Annotated in this window: 11 protein-coding genes and 3 pseudogenes; 8 read left to right on the top strand and 6 right to left on the bottom strand. The window is 68.7% G+C overall.

The annotated features are described in order from the left end of the window. The 4 genes and pseudogenes from A5713_RS08005 to A5713_RS07990 form a co-directional block, all read left to right on the top strand. Positions 1-269: pseudogene (locus A5713_RS08005) on the top strand (ABC transporter ATP-binding protein); the annotation flags it as partial. Next, positions 266-2164, top strand: a complete 1899-nt coding sequence (locus A5713_RS08000) for an ABC transporter ATP-binding protein (RefSeq protein ID WP_068094364.1) — start codon at positions 266-268, stop codon at positions 2162-2164. The pseudogene A5713_RS08005 and the gene A5713_RS08000, both read left to right, overlap by 4 nt. A 41-nt stretch (positions 2165-2205) precedes the next feature. Beyond that, positions 2206-3345, top strand: coding sequence for a BTAD domain-containing putative transcriptional regulator (locus A5713_RS07995; protein ID WP_068094356.1), 1140 nt, complete (start codon positions 2206-2208; stop codon positions 3343-3345). A 157-nt stretch (positions 3346-3502) separates the two neighbouring features. Further along, positions 3503-5263 (top strand): serine/threonine-protein kinase, encoded by a 1761-nt coding sequence (locus A5713_RS07990; protein ID WP_068094353.1) that lies wholly within the window; start codon positions 3503-3505, stop codon positions 5261-5263. A gap of 60 nt (positions 5264-5323) precedes the next feature. Here A5713_RS07990 and A5713_RS07985 read toward each other — a convergent pair whose 3' ends face one another. Together A5713_RS07985 and A5713_RS07980 are read right to left on the bottom strand one after the other, a co-directional pair. Further along, positions 5324-5908 carry a hypothetical protein gene (locus A5713_RS07985; RefSeq protein WP_068094345.1) on the bottom strand — a complete coding sequence of 195 codons (585 nt, stop codon included), beginning with the start codon at positions 5906-5908 and terminating at the stop codon, positions 5324-5326. 313 nt (positions 5909-6221) lie between these two features. Continuing rightward, positions 6222-7356 (bottom strand): annotated as a pseudogene (locus A5713_RS07980) (adenylate cyclase regulatory domain-containing protein). Positions 7357-7372: 16 nt separating this feature from the next. Here A5713_RS07980 and A5713_RS07975 point away from each other — a divergent pair. Then, positions 7373-7866 (top strand): annotated as a pseudogene (locus A5713_RS07975) (DNA-deoxyinosine glycosylase). Here A5713_RS07975 and A5713_RS07970 read toward each other — a convergent pair. Beyond that, positions 7861-9264, bottom strand: coding sequence for an amidase (locus A5713_RS07970; RefSeq protein WP_369804385.1), 1404 nt, complete (start codon positions 9262-9264; stop codon positions 7861-7863). The pseudogene A5713_RS07975 and the gene A5713_RS07970 overlap by 6 nt on opposite strands. 37 nt (positions 9265-9301) lie before the next feature. Between A5713_RS07970 and A5713_RS07965 the strand changes: the two genes are divergently transcribed. The 3 genes from A5713_RS07965 to A5713_RS07955 all read left to right on the top strand — a co-directional run bounded on the left by A5713_RS07965 (position 9302) and on the right by A5713_RS07955 (position 14220). Beyond that, complete coding sequence (locus A5713_RS07965; protein WP_068094372.1) at positions 9302-9730, top strand: HIT family protein; 429 nt, start codon at positions 9302-9304, stop codon at positions 9728-9730. Positions 9731-9740: 10 nt separating this feature from the next. Further along, entirely contained in the window at positions 9741-10187 is a 447-nt protein-coding gene (locus A5713_RS07960) for a nitroreductase family deazaflavin-dependent oxidoreductase (RefSeq protein WP_067927069.1), read from the top strand. Between the two features lie 91 nt (positions 10188-10278). Continuing rightward, the gene (locus A5713_RS07955) at positions 10279-14220 is read left to right on the top strand and encodes a bifunctional diguanylate cyclase/phosphodiesterase (RefSeq protein WP_082972839.1); all 3942 of its coding nucleotides are present in this window, start codon (positions 10279-10281) and stop codon (positions 14218-14220) included. Positions 14221-14223: 3 nt separating this feature from the next. Here A5713_RS07955 and A5713_RS07950 read toward each other — a convergent pair whose 3' ends face one another. From A5713_RS07950 to A5713_RS07940, 3 genes are read right to left on the bottom strand one after another with little or no spacing between them, the layout of a single operon-like run. After that, positions 14224-15255 carry an LLM class flavin-dependent oxidoreductase gene (locus A5713_RS07950; protein ID WP_068094344.1) on the bottom strand — a complete coding sequence of 344 codons (1032 nt, stop codon included), beginning with the start codon at positions 15253-15255 and terminating at the stop codon, positions 14224-14226. A 57-nt stretch (positions 15256-15312) separates the two neighbouring features. Continuing rightward, positions 15313-16443, bottom strand: a complete 1131-nt coding sequence (locus A5713_RS07945; RefSeq protein WP_068094341.1) for an FAD-binding protein — start codon at positions 16441-16443, stop codon at positions 15313-15315. Beyond that, the gene (locus tag A5713_RS07940) at positions 16440-17267 is read right to left on the bottom strand and encodes a uracil-DNA glycosylase (protein ID WP_067927077.1); all 828 of its coding nucleotides are present in this window, start codon (positions 17265-17267) and stop codon (positions 16440-16442) included. Before A5713_RS07940 ends, A5713_RS07945 begins: the two co-directional genes overlap by 4 nt. Between the last annotated feature and the right edge of the window lie 75 nt (positions 17268-17342).

Raw genomic sequence — 17342 nt, 5'->3', positions numbered from 1 at the left:
ACGACTCGTTCGGCGCGCTCGACGTCCACACCGACGCACGGGTCCGCGCGTCGGTGAAGCAAATAGCGGCCGCTGCCACCGTCATCGTTGTCACCCAACGCGTTTCGACCGCCGCCGAGGCTGACCAGGTGATCGTTGTCGACAACGGGAAACTGGTAGGCAGCGGCACGCACGACTCGCTGCTCGCCGACTGCCCCGCCTACGCCGAATTCGCCGACTCGCAGTCGGTGAGCGCGGTGCAATCCGGCCAGGCCGGGGGCGCGTCATGACGGCGCCGGCCACCCGCGGCTTGGCCCCGGCACCGGCCGGCCGGTCCCGTGACTTCTGGGGGTCGGCCACCCGGCTGGCGAAAAGGCTTGCCCCACAACGCCGGCTCAGCGTCGCGGTGATCGGCCTCGGGATCACCGGGACGGTGATCGGGGTCATCGTCCCGCGCATCCTCGGCCACGCCACCGACCTGCTGTTCAACGGCGTCATCGGGCGACAGCTCCCCGCGGGCATCACCAAGGCGCAGGCCGTCGCCGCGGCCCGCGCGCGGGGCGAGGGCACCTTCGCCGACCTGCTGTCGGGAATGAGCGTGGTGCCGGGGAAGGGCGTGGACTTCGGCGCGGTGGCGCGAACGCTGGTGCTGGCGTTGGGCCTTTATCTGGTTTCGGCACTGTTGATCTGGGCCCAGGCGCGGCTGCTCAACGTCACCGTGCAGCGCACCATGGTCGCGCTGCGTTCGGACGTCGAGGACAAAATCCACCGGCTGCCGCTGTCCTACTTCGATGGGCGCCAACGCGGTGAGCTGTTGAGCCGGGTGACCAACGACATCGACAACGTGCAGTCGTCGCTGTCGATGACCATCAGCCAGTTGGTGACGTCGATCCTGACCGTGGTGGCGGTGCTCGCGATGATGGTGTCCATCTCGCCGCTGCTAGCGCTGATCACCGTGGCGGCGGTGCCGCTGACCCTGCTGGCGACACGCGCGATCGCGCGGCGCGCACAGCGCCTGTTCGTGGCGCAGTGGACGAGCATCGGTCGCCTCAACGCCCACATCGAGGAGACCTACAGCGGCTTCACGGTGGTCAAGACGTTCGGCCACCAGGCCGCGGCGCGCGGCCACTTTCGCGACTGCAACGACGACGTCTACCAGGCGAGTTTCGGCGCGCAGTTCTTCTCGGGCCTCGTGGCGCCCGCGACGGGTTTCATCGGCAACCTCGGCTACGTGGCCGTCGCCGTGGTGGGCGGCCTGCAGGTGGCCACCGGCCGCATCACCCTCGGCGGCATCCAGGCTTTCATCCAATACGTCCGGCAGTTCAATGCCCCTCTCGGCCAGGTGGCTGGGATGTACAACACCCTGCAGTCCGGGGTGGCCAGCGCCGAGCGAGTGTTCGATCTGCTCGACGAGCCCGAGGAATCGCCGGACGCCGAGGCCACCCTGGCCCGGCCCGGCGCGGCCCCCACCGGCCGAGTCGAGTTTCAGCACGTCAGCTTCGGTTACCGCCCGAACACCCCGGTGATCCACGACCTGTCGATGGTGGCCGAGCCCGGAACCACGGTGGCGATCGTCGGGCCGACCGGGGCCGGCAAGACCACCCTGGTGAACCTGTTGATGCGGTTCTACGACGTCGATTCCGGCCGGATCCTGGTCGACGACACCGATATCACGACCGTGAGCCGGCAGTCGCTGCGTTCGCGGATCGGCATGGTGCTGCAAGACACCTGGCTCTTCGACGGGACGATCGCGGAGAACATCGCCTACGGGCGGCCCGACGCCAGCGCTGATGAGGTGGTGCGGGCCGCGAAGGCGGCCTACGTCGACCGGTTCGTGCACACCCTGCCAGCCGGCTACCAGACGCGGGTCAGCGGCGGCGGCGGCAACATCAGCGCCGGCGAGAAGCAGCTCATCACCATCGCCCGCGCATTCCTCGCCCGGCCCCGGCTGTTGATCCTCGACGAGGCGACCAGTTCGGTCGACACCCGAACCGAGGCACTCATCGCCCGCGCCATGTCGGAGCTCCGCCGCGACCGCACGAGTTTCATTATCGCGCACCGGCTTTCGACGGTCCGAGAGGCAGACCGCATCGTCGTGGTCGAGGCCGGACGGATCGTCGAACAGGGCAGTCACGCCGAGTTGCTGGCCAGGCGGGGCGCCTACTACGCCATGACAAGGGCATAGCCACAATGGCAAGCACAATGGGCCGGAAGGACCGATAGGCGATGGTGGACAAGCGTCTCGAACTCGGTCTGCTCGGACCGTTGGACATGAGCGTTGACGGCACCCCGGTGGCCCTGGGCACCCCCAAACAGCGGGCGGTGCTGGCCATGCTGCTGATGAACCGCAACAGCCCCGTCGGGGTCGACCGGCTCATCACCGCCCTGTGGGACGCGCCCCCGTCGGGGGCACGGGCCAGCATCCATTCCTATGTGTCCAACCTCCGCAAGTTGCTCGGCACGGCCGGCATCGACCCGCGAGCGGTGCTGGCCGCGGCGCCGCCTGGTTACCGGCTCACCATCACCGAAAACGCTTGCGATCTGGGCCGATTCATTGCCGAGAAGACCGCGGGCGTGCACGCGGCCGCCAGGGGCGAATTCGAAGACGCCAGCCAGCACCTGACCGCCGCTTTGGCGCAATGGCGCGGGCCCGTGCTCGAGGACCTGCGCGAGTTCGGGTTCGTCGACACCTTCGCGACTTCCCTTGTCGAGGAGAAACTTCAGGTCCACGGCGCGAAGGCGGAGGCCGAAATCGCCTGCGGGCGCGCGTCCGCCGTGATCACGGAGCTGGAGGCGCTGACCGGCGAGCACCCCTACCGGGAACCGCTATGGGCCCAACTGATCACGGCCTACTACCTCACGGACCGCCAATCGGACGCGCTGGCCGCCTACCGCCGGGTCAAGACCACGCTCGCCGACGACCTGGGGATCGACCCGGGGCCGACGCTGCGGTCGCTCAACGAGCGGATACTGCGGCAGGAACCGCTGGACGTTAAGCGCAGCGCCAAGACCGCCGCCGTCGACACCGTCACGGTCCTCGAAGAGCATGCGATGACGTCCGGGCAGCGGGCCATCGCCTACCTGCACGAGGCCTCGGGACGCAGCTACGCGCTGCGAGAGGCGGCAACCCGGATCGGGCGGCTCGGCGACAACGACATCGTCCTCGACAACCCCAAAGTCAGCCGCCACCATGCCGTCATCGTCGACACGGGCACCAGCTTCATCATCAACGACCTCCGATCGTCCAACGGGGTCCACGTGCAACACGAGCGAATCCGCTCCGTTGCCACGCTGCGCGACGGCGATCACGTCCGCATCTGCGACTACGAATTCACGTTTCAGATCGCCGCCGACGGCGAGAGTTAGCAACACCGCGTCCGCCCGGGAAATCGGGTGATTGTCATGCGTCGGGCCGGATGGGGGCTTACCGTCATGGTTGCTGGGTCAGGGAATTGCGGCTGACCGGTGCGCCCGGTGATTGTCGGGTGGCGATGGTGTGGTGGCTGGGTGTGAAGGATCGGCGATGAGCGATGAGCAGGCCTCGCGGGTGGGTTCGGATTTCGGGCCTTATCACCTGAAGCGCCTGCTTGGACGCGGTGGAATGGGCGAGGTTTACGAGGCCGAGCACACCGTCAAGGAATGGACGGTGGCGGTCAAGCTGCTCTCGGAGGCCTTCAGCAAGGACCCGGTGTTTCGGGAGCGGATGAAACGCGAAGCCCGCACCGCCGGTCGTTTGCAGGAGCCGCACGTGGTGCCCATCCACGACTACGGCGAGATCGACGGCCAGATGTTCTTGGAGATGCGCCTGATCGAGGGCACCGATTTGGACGGTGTGCTCAAACGCTTCGGCCCGCTGTCCCCGCCGCGGGCGGTGGCCATCATCACCCAGATCGCCTCGGCGCTGGATGCCGCCCACGCCGCCGGGGTCATGCACCGCGACGTCAAACCGCAAAACATCCTCATCACCCGCGACGACTTCGCCTACCTCGTCGACTTCGGGATCGCCAGCGCCACCACCGACGAAAAGCTGACCCAGCTGGGCACCGCCGTCGGAACATGGAAATACATGGCGCCGGAACGGTTTTCCAACGCCGAGGTCACCTACCGCGCCGACATCTACGCCCTGGCCTGCGTGCTCTACGAATGCCTCACGGGATCCCCGCCGTACACGTCCAGCAGCGCGGGCGCGCTGGTCACCGCCCACACCATGGACCCCGTACCCCAGCCCAGCGCGCTGCGGCCGGGTATTCCCAAGGGCTTCGACGCGGTGATCAGCCGCGGCATGGCCAAGAAGCCCGAGGACCGCTACGCGAGCGCCGGCGACCTCGCCCTGGCCGCCCACGACGCGCTCAGCGACCCCGACCAAGACCACGCCGCCACCATCCTGCGCCGCAGTCAGGAAGCCACCCTGCCGGGCACCGTCATGGCCCCTCCCCCCACACCGCCGCCGGCACCGGAGTCGCCGAGACCAGAGTCGCCGACACCCAACCCCGCGCTCGGCTCAACTCCGATACCCGCGCAAAGCGCCCCGACCTGGCGGCCCGACAGCGGCCCCATCCCGGCCGCCGCCCAGCCCCCGGCCACACCGCCCTATTACCAAGCCAGCGCCCATTGGGGCGGCCCTCCACCGCAATTCGGCGGACCGGGTTGGAACCAACCCCCACCCAAACGACGCAGCCCCTGGCCCATCATCGCCGCCGTCGCCGCGTTGGTGGTTGTCGTTGCGCTCGCCGCCGTCGGCATCGTCGTGGTCATGGGAGGCGACGACGGTAACCCGCAGGCGAACCGCACCTCGACCACGTCGAGCACCACCAGGGCCGTCACCACCACGACAACGACCCGGGCCGGCAACCCGCAGAGCAAGCTGCTCGGCATGCTGCCCACCGGGTATCCCGGCGGCGCTTGCACGCCCGCGACCCCCAAGTCGAACAGCATCTGGGTGAATGCGCTGGCCATGGTCGACTGCGACCAGAACACCAATCAGGGTGGGCCGTCTCGGGCCGTCTATGGACTGTTCGCCGACGAGGACGTGCTGAAGAAGGCGTTCGACGACGACGTGGCCGCCGTGCAACTGACGAACTGCCCGGGAGCGGGGCAGTCACCGGATGGCTGGCACCACGACAGCACCCCGACGGTGACCGCCGGCACGATCGCGTGCGGAACCTACAAGAACCACCCGAACGTCATCTGGACCAACGAGGCCAAACTCATGCTCTGTGACGTCTACGGGGATCCGCCCGCCCTCGAAGACCTGCACACGTGGTGGACCAACTACGGCGGCTGAGATCTGGTCAAACCCCAACCGGGGCATAGTTTCTCGGTTCGGGGCGGCCGGGGCACCGGCCTACGACTGAAGGTCCGGGCCCTCCGCGCGCAAGTCGTCGACCGCCGACATGGCGCTACGCAACTTGGCCAGCCATTCCTCGGCATGTTCACCGACCAGCTTGACCGACCACGCCAGAGCGTCGGCGCGAGACCGGGCGACACCGGCATCCACCAGCGTGTCGAGCACCTGCCGCTCGGGTTGCTTCAAGCGTGTCATCACCGGAACCGCGATGTGGGTGAACAGGATTCGTTCTGCGCCGGCTTTGGAACCGACCTCGACGCCCCAGGAAACCTTGCGCCCGTAGCGATCTTGCGCCTCGTCGGCGATGTGCATTCGCTCCGAACGGGTTTCCTCGCGGAACCGGGAAGCACGTCCTTCCGCGCGGGCCCCGGTCTCCTCGTTCTCCGCGCCCTGCGGTTCCGGCAGCCGCCCGATGACGGTGATTTCCTCGCGGTCGACGACGACCGTCGGGTCGCCGTCGAACCAGCTTTCGGGCAGACGCCCGGCGAACCATTCCGCGGCGTCGCTGGCGTCGGGTTGTTGGGCTTGCTGCCAGCCGCCGGGGCGGCCGTAGCGCCGGCCGTGCGTGTGATGCGATTTCATAATTACATGATTACACCGTTACACGGATTGGGGAACAGCGTTCACCGGCGGCGAACGCCGCCCGGCGACGGCACGCGCGTCGTGGGCGACGGGCCCGCGAACGGCCGTCCGCGAAAAGGTGTGTTTAAGTGCGGAGAACCCGTTGATATGACCTGCGTCACGTTGTATTTTTGGTAGCGAAGCAGGCCCGGAAACGACCAATTCAAAGCGCCGGAAGTCAGGGTAGAAGACCGGCCGCGTAGGACCCGCGCATGACGGAGCCCAACGCCCCCCAGAGTCGTCCGGGCCTGCCCATGTCGGACGGATGTCCGACTCAGTCCCCGCCGTCGCCCCGGCGAATACGGAAGAGCTTGACCTCGTTCTTGATGCCCTTGAGGCGGCGCGCACCTGCGAACGACCCGTTGAACTCGCCGATGTCCGCAACGGTCTCCCAGGCCGAATCCGCCGCCAGCACGGTGCCCGGACGCGCCACACCGGTGACCCGGCTGGCGACGTTGACCGGGCTGCCGAACCAGTCGCCCGCCCGGCTCACCGCCATGCCGGAGGCCACGCCCGCCCGCAGCCGTGGGAAGTCGTTGTCGGTGTCCACGGCCTCCACCAGCTTCACCACCACGTCGAGCATGGGCAGCGGGTCGGGGCAGACGAACATCACCGCGTCGCCGATCGTCTTGATGAATCGCACCGGCGGGGTGGCGATGTCGCGCGCCAGGACCGCCAGTCGGTTGGCCAGATGCCCCAGCTCCTCCGCCGACACCGCTTCGCCGATCCGGGTGAAGCCGACGAGGTCCGCGAAGGCGACGGTGATCTGGCGCGCACCCGGCAGGGGTTTGCCGGCGGCGCGCTCGGCCGCGTTGACCGCTTCGGTCTCCATCATGTGACGCAGCTGCATGAATAGCATGTGCTGGATCATCGGCCCGAGCTCGGGCGCGATTTCACCCACCAAAGCCTTTGAGGCCTTGGCGATTTCGAGCTCGGTGGCGCCGGGCCGCATGATCGCCGAAAGCGCGGTGTAGCGCATGACCTCGGCGGCGCGTGAGAGCCCTTCGGCGAGCACCCGGACCACGAGCACCACTTGCTCGGGGTCCAGCCCGAGCTCGACGAAACGCTGGGCGTAGGCGGCGGCTTCGCCGTCGGCGCGCATGTGCACGACCGCGTCGGGGTCCTCCACCCGGGCCAAGCCGATCGCGCTGCACCCGCTGCAAGAGATCCAGGTCGATGCCGTGGGTCTCGCTGATCTCGCGGGCGGACACGTAGGTGCCGTCGTCACCCATGAGGTGGCGGGTCGCCAGCAGCAGCGGGGGGTTCGTGGCCCTGATCTCGTCGGGGGTGATGCCCTGCTCGAGCAGCCACTCGACCAGCTCCGCCCGCTCAGCGCGTGCGCTGCCCTCTAGTCCGTCGAGCAGGTCCCCGTCCACGTCGCCAACGTACAACGGGCGCCGACAGGACACGTCATGATCTGAAGTGATGAGCGCACCGCTGCTGGGGGTTTTCCACCGGTCGTCGACGAGAATGCCCGGGTGCTGATCCTGGGTTCGTTTCCGAGCGCCCAATCCCTGGCGGTAGGCCAGTATTATGGGAATCCGCGAAATGCGTTCTGGGCGATCACCGGCGAGCTGTTCGGGTTCGACGCGGCGGCGGCGTACGAAAAGCGGCTGGCCGCCCTGCAATCGGCGGGCGTGGCCCTCTGGGACGTGGTGCGCGCCTGCCGCCGCGCCGGCAGCGCGGACTCGGCAATCGAACCCAGGAGCGTGGTGGTCAACGAGTTCGGCGAACTGTTCGCGCGGTACCCCGCCATCGCGCGGGTGTACTTCAACGGCGCCAAGGCCGCCGCGCTGTACCACAGGCTGGCCGAGGCCGATGAGCGCATCGACTACCGACGATTGCCGTCGACGAGCCCGGCCCACGCCGTGCGACCCGGCGTCAAGCTGGCCGCCTGGCGCGAAATTCTTCGCTCATGACACCGGCGGTCGCCGATGCGCCCACGGCCTGGCGGACTCGATCTGCGCGGCCAGCGACAACAACGTCGCCTCCGCGAACGGCCGGCCCACCAGCTGCACGGCGATCGGCAGGCCGTCGCCGTCGAAGTCCCACGGGACGGCCGCGGCGGGCTGCCCTGTCAGGTTCCACACCTGCTGGTAGGGCACGCGCTGCGCCACCGCCAGCAGCGTCCACACCGCGCCGCGGCGTTGGTAGGCACCGATTCGGGACGGCCCCGTGGCGTTGCCCGGCGTGACGACGACGTCGACGTCGTCGAAGATCGACTGGATCCGGGCGCTCGCCGCCGCCTCGGCGTCGCGCAGGGCGACCATCCTGCGATCGGAGAACAGCGAACCGGCGCGCGCCAGGTTGCGGGTGCGCGCTTCCAGGCGTTCGGGATGCGCCAGTGCGTCGGCGTCGTCGCTGATACCCCGCAGATAGCGGGGCAGGTAGTTGGTCATGATGGCCGACGGCGGATAGTCGGGTTCGGCGCGGATGACGTCATGGCCCAGATCACGCAGCAACGCGCCGGCCTGCTGGACCGCCGTGAGCTGCTCCTTGCCGATCCTGACGGGCAACGGCGTGGGAACCTTCGTGCTCAAGGCGATGCGCAGCCGACCGGGGCTGCGCGCCGCCGCGGCCGAGAACTCCCCTTCGGGCCCCGGCACGGTGGATGTCGCATCGAGGAACAGCGCGGCGTCCAGCACCGACCGGGCCAGCGGGCCGTTGACGCTGAGCCCGTGCCACGCGTCGTCATGCGGCTCCAACGACACCCGGTCGCGTTGGGGCTTCAGACCGAACAGGCCACACCAGATCGCCGGGATGCGAATCGAGCCACCACCGTCGGATCCCAGCGCCAGCGGAGCCAGGCCGGCGGCCACCGCCGCCGCGCTGCCGCCACTGCTGCCGCCCGGGGTGCGGGTGAGGTTCCAGGGGTTGCGGGTCGCCCCGAAGGCCAGCGACTCGGTGTAGGGAAACATCATCAGCTCGGGCACATTGGTTTTGCCGAGGATGACGGCGCCGGCGGCGCGGAGCCGGCGGACCACCTCCGCATCGGAGTTCGCCGCGGGCCGGTGCCCGCCGCTGCCGTACGTCGTCACCTCGCCGGCGACGTCGACGTCGTCTTTGATCGCGATCGGCACCCCGAGCAGCGGCAGCCGCTCACCCGCGTCGAGGCGGTCCTGCGCGACGGCCGCCTCATAGCGCGCGCTGTCGGCCAACACCACGCGGTAGCAGCGCAACTGACTGTCCAGCCGCGCGATCCGCTCCAGATAGATCTCGAGCAGCTCGGGCGCGGTCAGCTCACCGTCGGCCAGCATGCGGGCCTGAGTGGCCGCGCCGGCATAAGCCACATCGCGGGCCGCGTCGCGAGCGTCCACTGCGGCAGCGTATCCCCCGGCCAGTACCGTGGGCGACATGTCCTGCGTGTTCTGTGCGATTGTCGCCGGTGAGGCCCCGGCCATCCGGATCTGTGAAGACGACGAGTATGTGGCCATCCTTGACATCCGCCCGTTCACCCGAGGCCACACCCTCGTGATCCCCAAGCGCCACAGCGTGGATCTCACCGACACCCCGCCCGAGACGCTGGCCGGGATGATCACGATCGGCCAGCGGATCGCCCGTGCCGCCCGCGCAACCGAATTGGCCGACGCGACCAACGTCGCCATCAACGACGGCGGCGCCGCCTTCCAGACGGTGTTCCACATTCATCTGCACGTGCTGCCCCGGCGCAACGGCGACAAGCTGTCGGTCGCCAAAGGGATGCTGCTGAGGCGCGATCCCGACCGGGACGCCACCGCGCAGATCCTGCGTTCGGCACTGGCCCGCATCGACGCCAGCCAGTAATACTGGGCTGATGGCATTTCCGTCCTGGGTCGAGCAGCGTCTACTGCCCCCGATGTTGCGCCTGCACGACACCGTCTATCGCAAGACGAACGGCTGGATCGGTCATCGCTTCCTGCTGATACCCAGCCTGCTGCTGCATACCGTCGGCGCCAAGACGGGCCAACCGCGTACCGCGGCGCTCACCTATGCGCGCGACGGCGATGACTACCTGGTGGTCGCTTCCAGGGGCGGCGATCCCCGCGCGCCCGGGTGGTATCACAACCTGCGGAAGAATCCGGACGTGGAAATCAACGTCGGCCCAAGGCGTTTTGCGGTCACCGCCCGCCCCGTGTTACCGGATGATGCCGATTACCCGCGGCTATGGCAGATCGTCAACAAGAACAACGGCGACCGCTACACGGCGTACCAGAAGAAGACGTCGCGGCCGATTCCGGTCGTGGTACTCACGCGGCGTTGACCTTAGACCTGGTGGGGAGGTTTATTCTCCACTAGCGCTCGGTGAACTCTTGGACTGCTCACCGCACGGCGCGGGATGAGCTGGAGTGGGTATGAAGCCGTGGGCGGGAAATCCTTGGCGGCGATTCCGGCTGCCCCCGCGCCTGGGTCGGCTCGTCCTCGGTGTCTACGGTTCGGCGGCCGCGCTGGTGGTCGCGTCTTCGATCGCGAACTGGAGGGGCGTCTACGCGACGCGGCCGGTCGACGAAATCGCTCTCGCGGCGTGCCTGCTGTTCGGGGCGGGGTGCGCGGGCTACGCGGCCCTGTCCGCAGACGGTCGGCACCGGGCCGGGTGGCTGGCGATGGTGACGGCCCTGTTGGGCTGGGCGGCCGGCGAGGTCATCTGGGCCGTGTACGACGTGCGTCCGGAGCTGGCCCACGCCACGCATCCGGCCGCCGCCGAGATCGTGCTGTTGCTCTGGCCGTTCGGCGCCTTCACGTCGTTGGTGCTGTTGTCGCGCTTCTCCCGGCATAGCCCGCGGCGACTGGTGCTGGACGGCCTGATCGTGGCGACGTCGCTGTTCGTGGTGTCGTGGGTCTTCGTCCTCGAGAAACAACTGCGCGAGGACAGCGGCTCCCGGGCGACGACGATCCCCGAAGTCTTCAACGACGTCCTCCTGCTGACGACCTCGATCCTGATGCTGTCCCGGGTCCGTCGCGGCGACCCGCCGAGCCGCAACCTGCTGGCCGGGGGCGTGACGGCGATCAGCGTCGCGGACATCGCGATGGTGTTCAAGAGCGGGATCGGCAGCTATCAGGTGAGCGATCTCGTGGATCTGGGCAGAGTAGCCGGCCTGGGCATGATCGCGCTCGCCGCGCTGTCCAGCGTCCACGAGGTGCCGGTGCCGGGGTCGCGTGACGACGAAATACGGTCACGCACCCGGCTGTGGTTGCCGTACCTGCCACTGCTGGTGGCCGCCGCGGTCGGCCTGACCCGCGCGGTCAGGTTGATGGCGCACGGACCTCTGCTGATGGCGCTGGGGATCCTGGTTGCGGCGGTGCTCGTCCGGCAGTTCGTGATGCTGATGGAGAACCAGAGGCTGCTGTCCGAGGTGGCGCGGGAAGCGTTCCGCGACAGTCTGACGGGACTGGCCAACAGGGCGTATTTCCTTGATCGGCTGGAACAGGCCGTCGCCCGGCGGAATTGCGACATCGCACCCATCGGGGTGTTGTGTCTCGACCTCGACAACTTCAAATCGGTCAACGACGCCCTGGGCCACCCCGCCGGTGACGAACTGCTGGTCCGGGTCGCCGGGCGACTCACCGCCACGTTGGGCGACAAGTGCGTCACCGCTCGCCTCGGTGGTGACGAATTCGCCGTCCTCCTCGAGGGCCCCATCGAAGAGTCGCATGTGGCAGCGCATCGAGTCCTCGAGGCGTTCAACACCCCGATCCTGGTCGACGGAGTTCCCATACCGGTCCGGCCGAGTGTCGGCTTCACGGTCGCGACCGCCGCGTCGGAATGCACCGTCGAGCAGCTCCTCCGGCACGCCGACCTGGCCATGTACACCGCCAAACGCGAAGGCGGCCAATGCGTTCGGAGCTTTGTGCCCGATCTGCCGCTCTCCTATTCCTTCCCGGCAATCGCGCCCGCCGAGCCGGCCATCGCGCTGGCCGAGCCGGCAATCGCGGCGCCGGTCGTCGCGACGAGCACGACGCAGATGCGCAGGCGCGCCGCCGACGTGGACGTGTCACGACCCGCACGGCCGCAGGACGGGGTCGACGGCGTTCGGTGGCCCCCGACGCCGATCCGGATCGCCTTGGCGGGCTTGATCATCGGCGTGGTCTCCTTCACGGTGACCAGCGCCGTCGCACCGAATGCCGGCCACAGCGTCTTCTTCGCCAAATCCCTGTATTCAGCGTTGAACCTGCTGGCGGCCGGGCTGATCGCCGTTCGCGCGTACCGCCTCAAAGCCGACCGGCTTGCGTGGTCTCTGATCGCGGCGGGCATGGCGCTCTCGGCGCTCGGTGATGTCGTGTACGCGTTGTGGGTGCCGAACGCGCACTCGCCGTCGGTTGCCGATCCCGAATACCTGGCGTTCTACCCGTTCGTCTATGCCGGGATAGTGCTGCTGATGCGATCCCGCCTCAAGCGGGTGCCGATGCCGGTACGCCTCGATTCCCTGGTGTGCGCGCTGGCCGTGGCCGCACTGGCAGCGGCGCTGCGGGACGGGCCCATGCATGCGGCCGCGCACCGGACACCCGCGACAGTGTTGGTAGGCCTGATCTATCCGTGGGGCGACCTGGTGCTGCTGGCCCTGGCCGTCGGCATGCTGCCAATCCTCGGCTGGCGCAGCGAGTTTCGCTGGGCCTTCCTTGTCGTCGGGCTAATCGGTTTCGCGGTCGCGGACACCGCGTACCTCTTCCAGACGTCGGCGGGCTCGTACCGGGTAGGCACCACGCTGGACGCGCTCTGGCCGGCCTCGTCGCTGCTGGTGGCGCTGGCCAGCTGGGCGCGGGGGTCGTCGGCGGCACCGGTGACGCGGCGCGGACTCGACGCCTACGCCGTTCCGGTGACGTGCACCGTCGTGGCACTCGGTGTCGCCATCCTGGGGCACGATTCGCGGCTCGCATCCACGCTCGCCGCGCTGAGTCTGGTGGCGGTCGCCGCCCGATTCTCGGTGACGTTCCGGGATGTCAGCCTGCTGGCCGAAAGCCACAAACAGGCCATGACCGACGAATTGACCACACTGCCCAATCGGCGGTCGCTGGCAACGGCGCTGACCGCGCTGTCGGCGTCCGACTTGCCGGCGAGAACGTCGTCGCGTCGCGCGCTGCTCTTGCTGAATCTGCCCCAGCTGCGGGAGATCAACCACTCGGTCGGTCGCCACTTCGGCGATGAGTTGTTGTGGCGGGTCGCAAACCGGCTCGCGCACAACATGCGTCGCGACGACCTGCTCGCCCGCGTGAGCGACGAAGAATTCGCCATTCTGCTGGGCGAGGGATCGGACCTCGCCGCCGCACGGGCCCAGGCGGGCCGGTTACTCGAGGCCATCAGCATCCCGTTCGAACTGGACGCGATCAGTGTGCAGGTCGACGCCTGCGTCGCCATCGCGTTGTACCCCGATCATTGCGATCACCCGCAGGAGCTGTTGAATCGCGCCGAGGCGGCAATCCCGTACGCCAAGTCCGCCCTCAGCAAGATCGCGGTGTACGAGTCGGGCTTCGAGGTGGATCGCGACCACGACCCCAACCTCATCCGGGAGCTGCGCGCCGCGCTGATCGATGGCGACGAGCTGACGGTGCACTACCAGCCGAAGGTCAACGCCAGCGACGGAAGCGTGCACAGCGTCGAGGCCCTGCTGCGCTGGCAGCACCCCGCGCGCGGGTTGCTGTTGCCCGAAGAGTTCCTCCCGGCCGCCGAACGCGCCGGGTTGATGCGCACGTTGGCCAATCGCACCATCAACCTCACCCTCGAACAGGTCCGGTTCTGGCGCGATCAGGGCATCGCGCTGACGGTCGCGGTGAACCTGTCGACGACGAACCTGCTCGATCTGGACCTCGCGGTCACCATCGAACGGCTGCTGCGGACCCACGGACTACCCCCGGACGCGCTGATCATCGAGATCACCGAGAGCGCCCTGGTCGACTCGGAGCGCTCCCGCAACACCGTCGCCGCCCTGCAGCTTCTCGGCGTTCGTATCTCGCTGGACGACTACGGCACCGGATGGTCGTCGCTGGCCCGTCTGCAGGATGTCTCGGTCGACGAGCTGAAACTGGACAGGAGATTCGTGGCGCGGCTGGCGCAGGATCCCCGATCGGTGGCCATCGTGCAGTCCACCGTGGACTTGGCGCAGAACCTGGGCGCCGACCTCGTCGCCGAGGGGGTGGAAGACGAGGCCACGCTGAGCGCGCTGCGGCGTTACGGCTGCACCATCACCCAGGGGTTCGTGCACAGCCCGCCGTTACCGGCGGACGAACTGCGGCGCTGGATCACCGGCCGCAATGCGGTCGCCGGCCCCGTCGATTCGCAGCGATCGGGTGTGACGGACTGACGGCTAGAACAATTCCTTGGCGAGCAGTTCCAGGGTCGCCACCCGCGCCGGCGCGGTGGCCGGCCGGGTGCCGCGGCGAGCCGAGGCCACCGGGTTGACCATCACCTCGTCGACGCCGAACCGTTGGGCGAGTGCCCGTAACTGGTCGGCGGCCTCGGCGGGCGTGCCCAGGACCGCGCGTCGCAACCCGCTCTCCACGATCTGCTGCTGCGGCGGCGTCAGCTCCGCGCCCTGCGCCTCCTCGACGAGCGGCACCGGCCCCAGGGGCTGTCCGGTGCGCAGCTTCGCCATCATCTGCAGATTGGGCAGCATCAACGCCGTTGCCTCGTCGCGGGTTTCGGCCACCGCCGCGTTCACCGTCAGGAACGTCACCGGCTCGGCGGCCACGGCGCTGGGCTTGAACCGGGACCGGTAGAGCTCGAGCGCCTCCTCGGTCCCCTGCCCCGAGAAGTGGTGCGCGAACACGTAGGGCAACCCCTTGGCGGCGGCCAAGTGCGCCGAGTACATGGACGAGCCCAGCAGCCACAGGCGGGGTTCACCGGCGGCCGCCGGGGTGGCCTTGAGCCGATAGTTCCCCGAGCGCAGCGGCACCACCACGCCGCGCGCGCTCATCAGCGCCGCCACGTCGTCGAGGTATTCCGGAAAGTTCTCGATGTCTTCTTCGCCGCGGCCGCCGCGCAGCGCGTAGGCGGTCACCGGGTCCGACCCGGGCGCCCGCCCGATGCCCAGGTCGATGCGGCCAGGGGCGGCGGCTTCCAGCAGCGCGAACTGCTCGGCCACCGCCAGCGGCGCGTGGTTGGGCAGCATCACGCCGCCGGACCCGAGACGCAGCTGCGAGGTTTGCGCGGCCAGGTAGGCGATCAGGACCGGCGGGCTGGTGGCCCCGACGGAGGGCATGTTGTGATGCTCGGCGACCCAGTAGCGCGTGTAACCCAGCCGATCCGCGGCCTGGGCCAGTTGCACGGTTGCCGCCAGCGCATCGGCGGTCGTCTGATCCGTGCGGACCGGGACGAGATCAAGGACGGAAAGACGCACGTTCGCGTCAACGCCTTTCGGCGTGCGAACGTTCCCTCGGGCGCGCCTCCCCCAGGCTCAGTAGTCCTTCAGCGTGATCGAGCTGACGATCCGGTCGAAGACCTCCTGCGGTATCGGAGCCCCGCCGGGGATGTTGTCAACGACGAGCCATTGGTTGCGCTTGACGTAGTCGTTGAACTCTTTGTGGTAGTTGGCGAAGCCGAGCTCGTAGTCGACCGTCCCGTCGTGAGAGGCCGCGGCGAGCTCCCCGGCCAGGATGTAGGCGCCCAGCAGGGCCACACTGGTCCCCTGGCCCGACAGCGGCGAGCAGCAGTATGCGGCGTCGCCGACCAGCGCGACCCGGCCCTTCGACCAGCGGTCCATCTTGATCTGCGACATTTCGTCGAAGTAGAAATCCGGTGCGCTGCGCATGTATTCCAGCAGCTGCGGACGCACCCACCCGTCGCCGCCCATCCGCCGTTCCAGCTCGGCGAACTGCGCCTGGGTGTCGCGGTAGTCGATCCGCAGGTCGGCGTCCATGAAACCGAGCATGGCCCGGGCCTCGGTGTTGTTGCGGGCGCTGTAGACCCCGGCCATGCTGGCGTCCCCGTAATGCCAGGTCTGCCAGTAGTCCAGGTCAAGGAAATTGGGCACGGTGAAGATCGCCGCATGCGTGCCCAGCCGCTCGATGAATTGCTCCTCGGGGCCGAACACCAACCGGCGCACGTTGGAGTGCAATCCGTCCGCGCCGATCACCAAGTCGAAGCTGCGCGCGGCTGCGCGTTCGAAGGTCACGTGGACGGCCGTACCGTCGTCGTCCAACCCGGTGATGGTGTCGTCGAAGATGTATTCCGCCGTCCATTGGCTTGCGCCGTACAGCAATTCGACCAGGTCGTCGCGCAGCAACTCGACGTCGGGGCTGTCGACGGGCCCACCCGTGGGTGTCGACTCGGTGTCGCGGGACAGCTCGTTGCCGTCGCTGTCGACGACGGAGGCGCCGCGGATTTGCGTCTTCCGCTTCTGGGCGGCGGCCAGCAGGCCCATGCGCTCCAGCACGTCCAGCGCCGGCCCGCGCACGTCGATCGCCTGGCCGCCCGGCCGCGGCCCGGGATGGCGCTCCACCACGGTGACCGAATAGCCATGGCGGCCAAGCCAATAAGCGGTCGTCGCACCGGCCACGCTAGCGCCAGAAATCAGAACGTCGGTCACTTAATCCCTGCCAGCCTTTTCGCGTCGCGAAAAACGTCGTCGAGCATTGCTGGTGTCAACCTACCGGTAAACATGTTTTGCTGACTGGGGTGGTAACAGCCGAGTAATCGCACGCCAGGCGCGAATTGCGCCACGACCCCGTGGCCGAACCGCGGCTTGCGCATCGCGGACGCGCCGGGCAGCCGCAGCGCGATTTGCCAGGCGAATCCGCCCAGAGCCACGATCGTGCGCACATGCTCGGCGACCAGCCGCCATTCGGCCTCCAGCCAGGGCCAGCAGGTGTCGCGCTCCGCCGGTGTCGGCGCGTTGGCCGGGGGCGCACACCGCACCGGTGCGGCGATCCGAACGCCGTTGGCCCGCAACCCGTCCGCCGCATCCACGCTGGTCGGCTGGTTCACCAGCCCGGCCCGGTGCAGCGCGGCATAGAGCTGGTCGCCGGACCGGTCCCCGGTGAACATGCGGCCCGTCCGGTTGGCGCCGTGCGCGGCGGGCGCCAACCCGACGATCAACAACCAGGGCCGTTCCGACCCCCAGCCCGGCACCGGGCGGCCCCAGTACGGCTGGTCGGCGAAGGCCCGCCGTTTCAGGACGGCCACGTCCTCGCGCCAGTCGACCAGCCGCGGGCAGGCGCGGCAGACACTGATCAGGGCGTCGAGTTCGGGGATCGACGCGGCGCGGGGCGCCAGCGCGGCGACCTGTGCGGCGTCGGCGGCGACCTCCGTCTCCGGGGTCGCCGGGTCGCCCGGCCATCCGGTGCCGGGGACCACGGGAGAATCGAACGCCTGGCCGGTACGAGGGTGGACGAGCACATGAACATCCTGCAGTCAACCGGTAGGCGACGGCCGAACGCCCCGAATAATCGGTGGTACCGCCGCGGGTCAGCCGTTAAGTTCTCACCG

It is taken from the genome of Mycobacterium sp. E2497 (assembly GCF_001668695.1).
Taxonomy (GTDB): Bacteria; Actinomycetota; Actinomycetes; order Mycobacteriales; family Mycobacteriaceae; genus Mycobacterium.
This window is presented reverse-complemented; position numbering and strand designations above follow the sequence as displayed.

Bases quoted from the DNA above. Each gene is read 5' to 3' on its own strand.
- A5713_RS07960 (WP_067927069.1), top strand. From the start codon at position 9,741: ATGGCATTTCCGTCCTGGGTCGAGCAGCGTCTACTGCCCCCGATGTTG.
- A5713_RS07955 (WP_082972839.1), top strand. From the start codon at position 10,279: ATGAAGCCGTGGGCGGGAAATCCTTGGCGGCGATTCCGGCTGCCCCCG.
- A5713_RS07965 (WP_068094372.1), top strand. From the start codon at position 9,302: ATGTCCTGCGTGTTCTGTGCGATTGTCGCCGGTGAGGCCCCGGCCATC.
- A5713_RS08000 (WP_068094364.1), top strand. From the start codon at position 266: ATGACGGCGCCGGCCACCCGCGGCTTGGCCCCGGCACCGGCCGGCCGG.
- A5713_RS07985 (WP_068094345.1), bottom strand. From the start codon at position 5,908: ATGAAATCGCATCACACGCACGGCCGGCGCTACGGCCGCCCCGGCGGC.
- A5713_RS07995 (WP_068094356.1), top strand. From the start codon at position 2,206: ATGGTGGACAAGCGTCTCGAACTCGGTCTGCTCGGACCGTTGGACATG.
- A5713_RS07990 (WP_068094353.1), top strand. From the start codon at position 3,503: ATGAGCGATGAGCAGGCCTCGCGGGTGGGTTCGGATTTCGGGCCTTAT.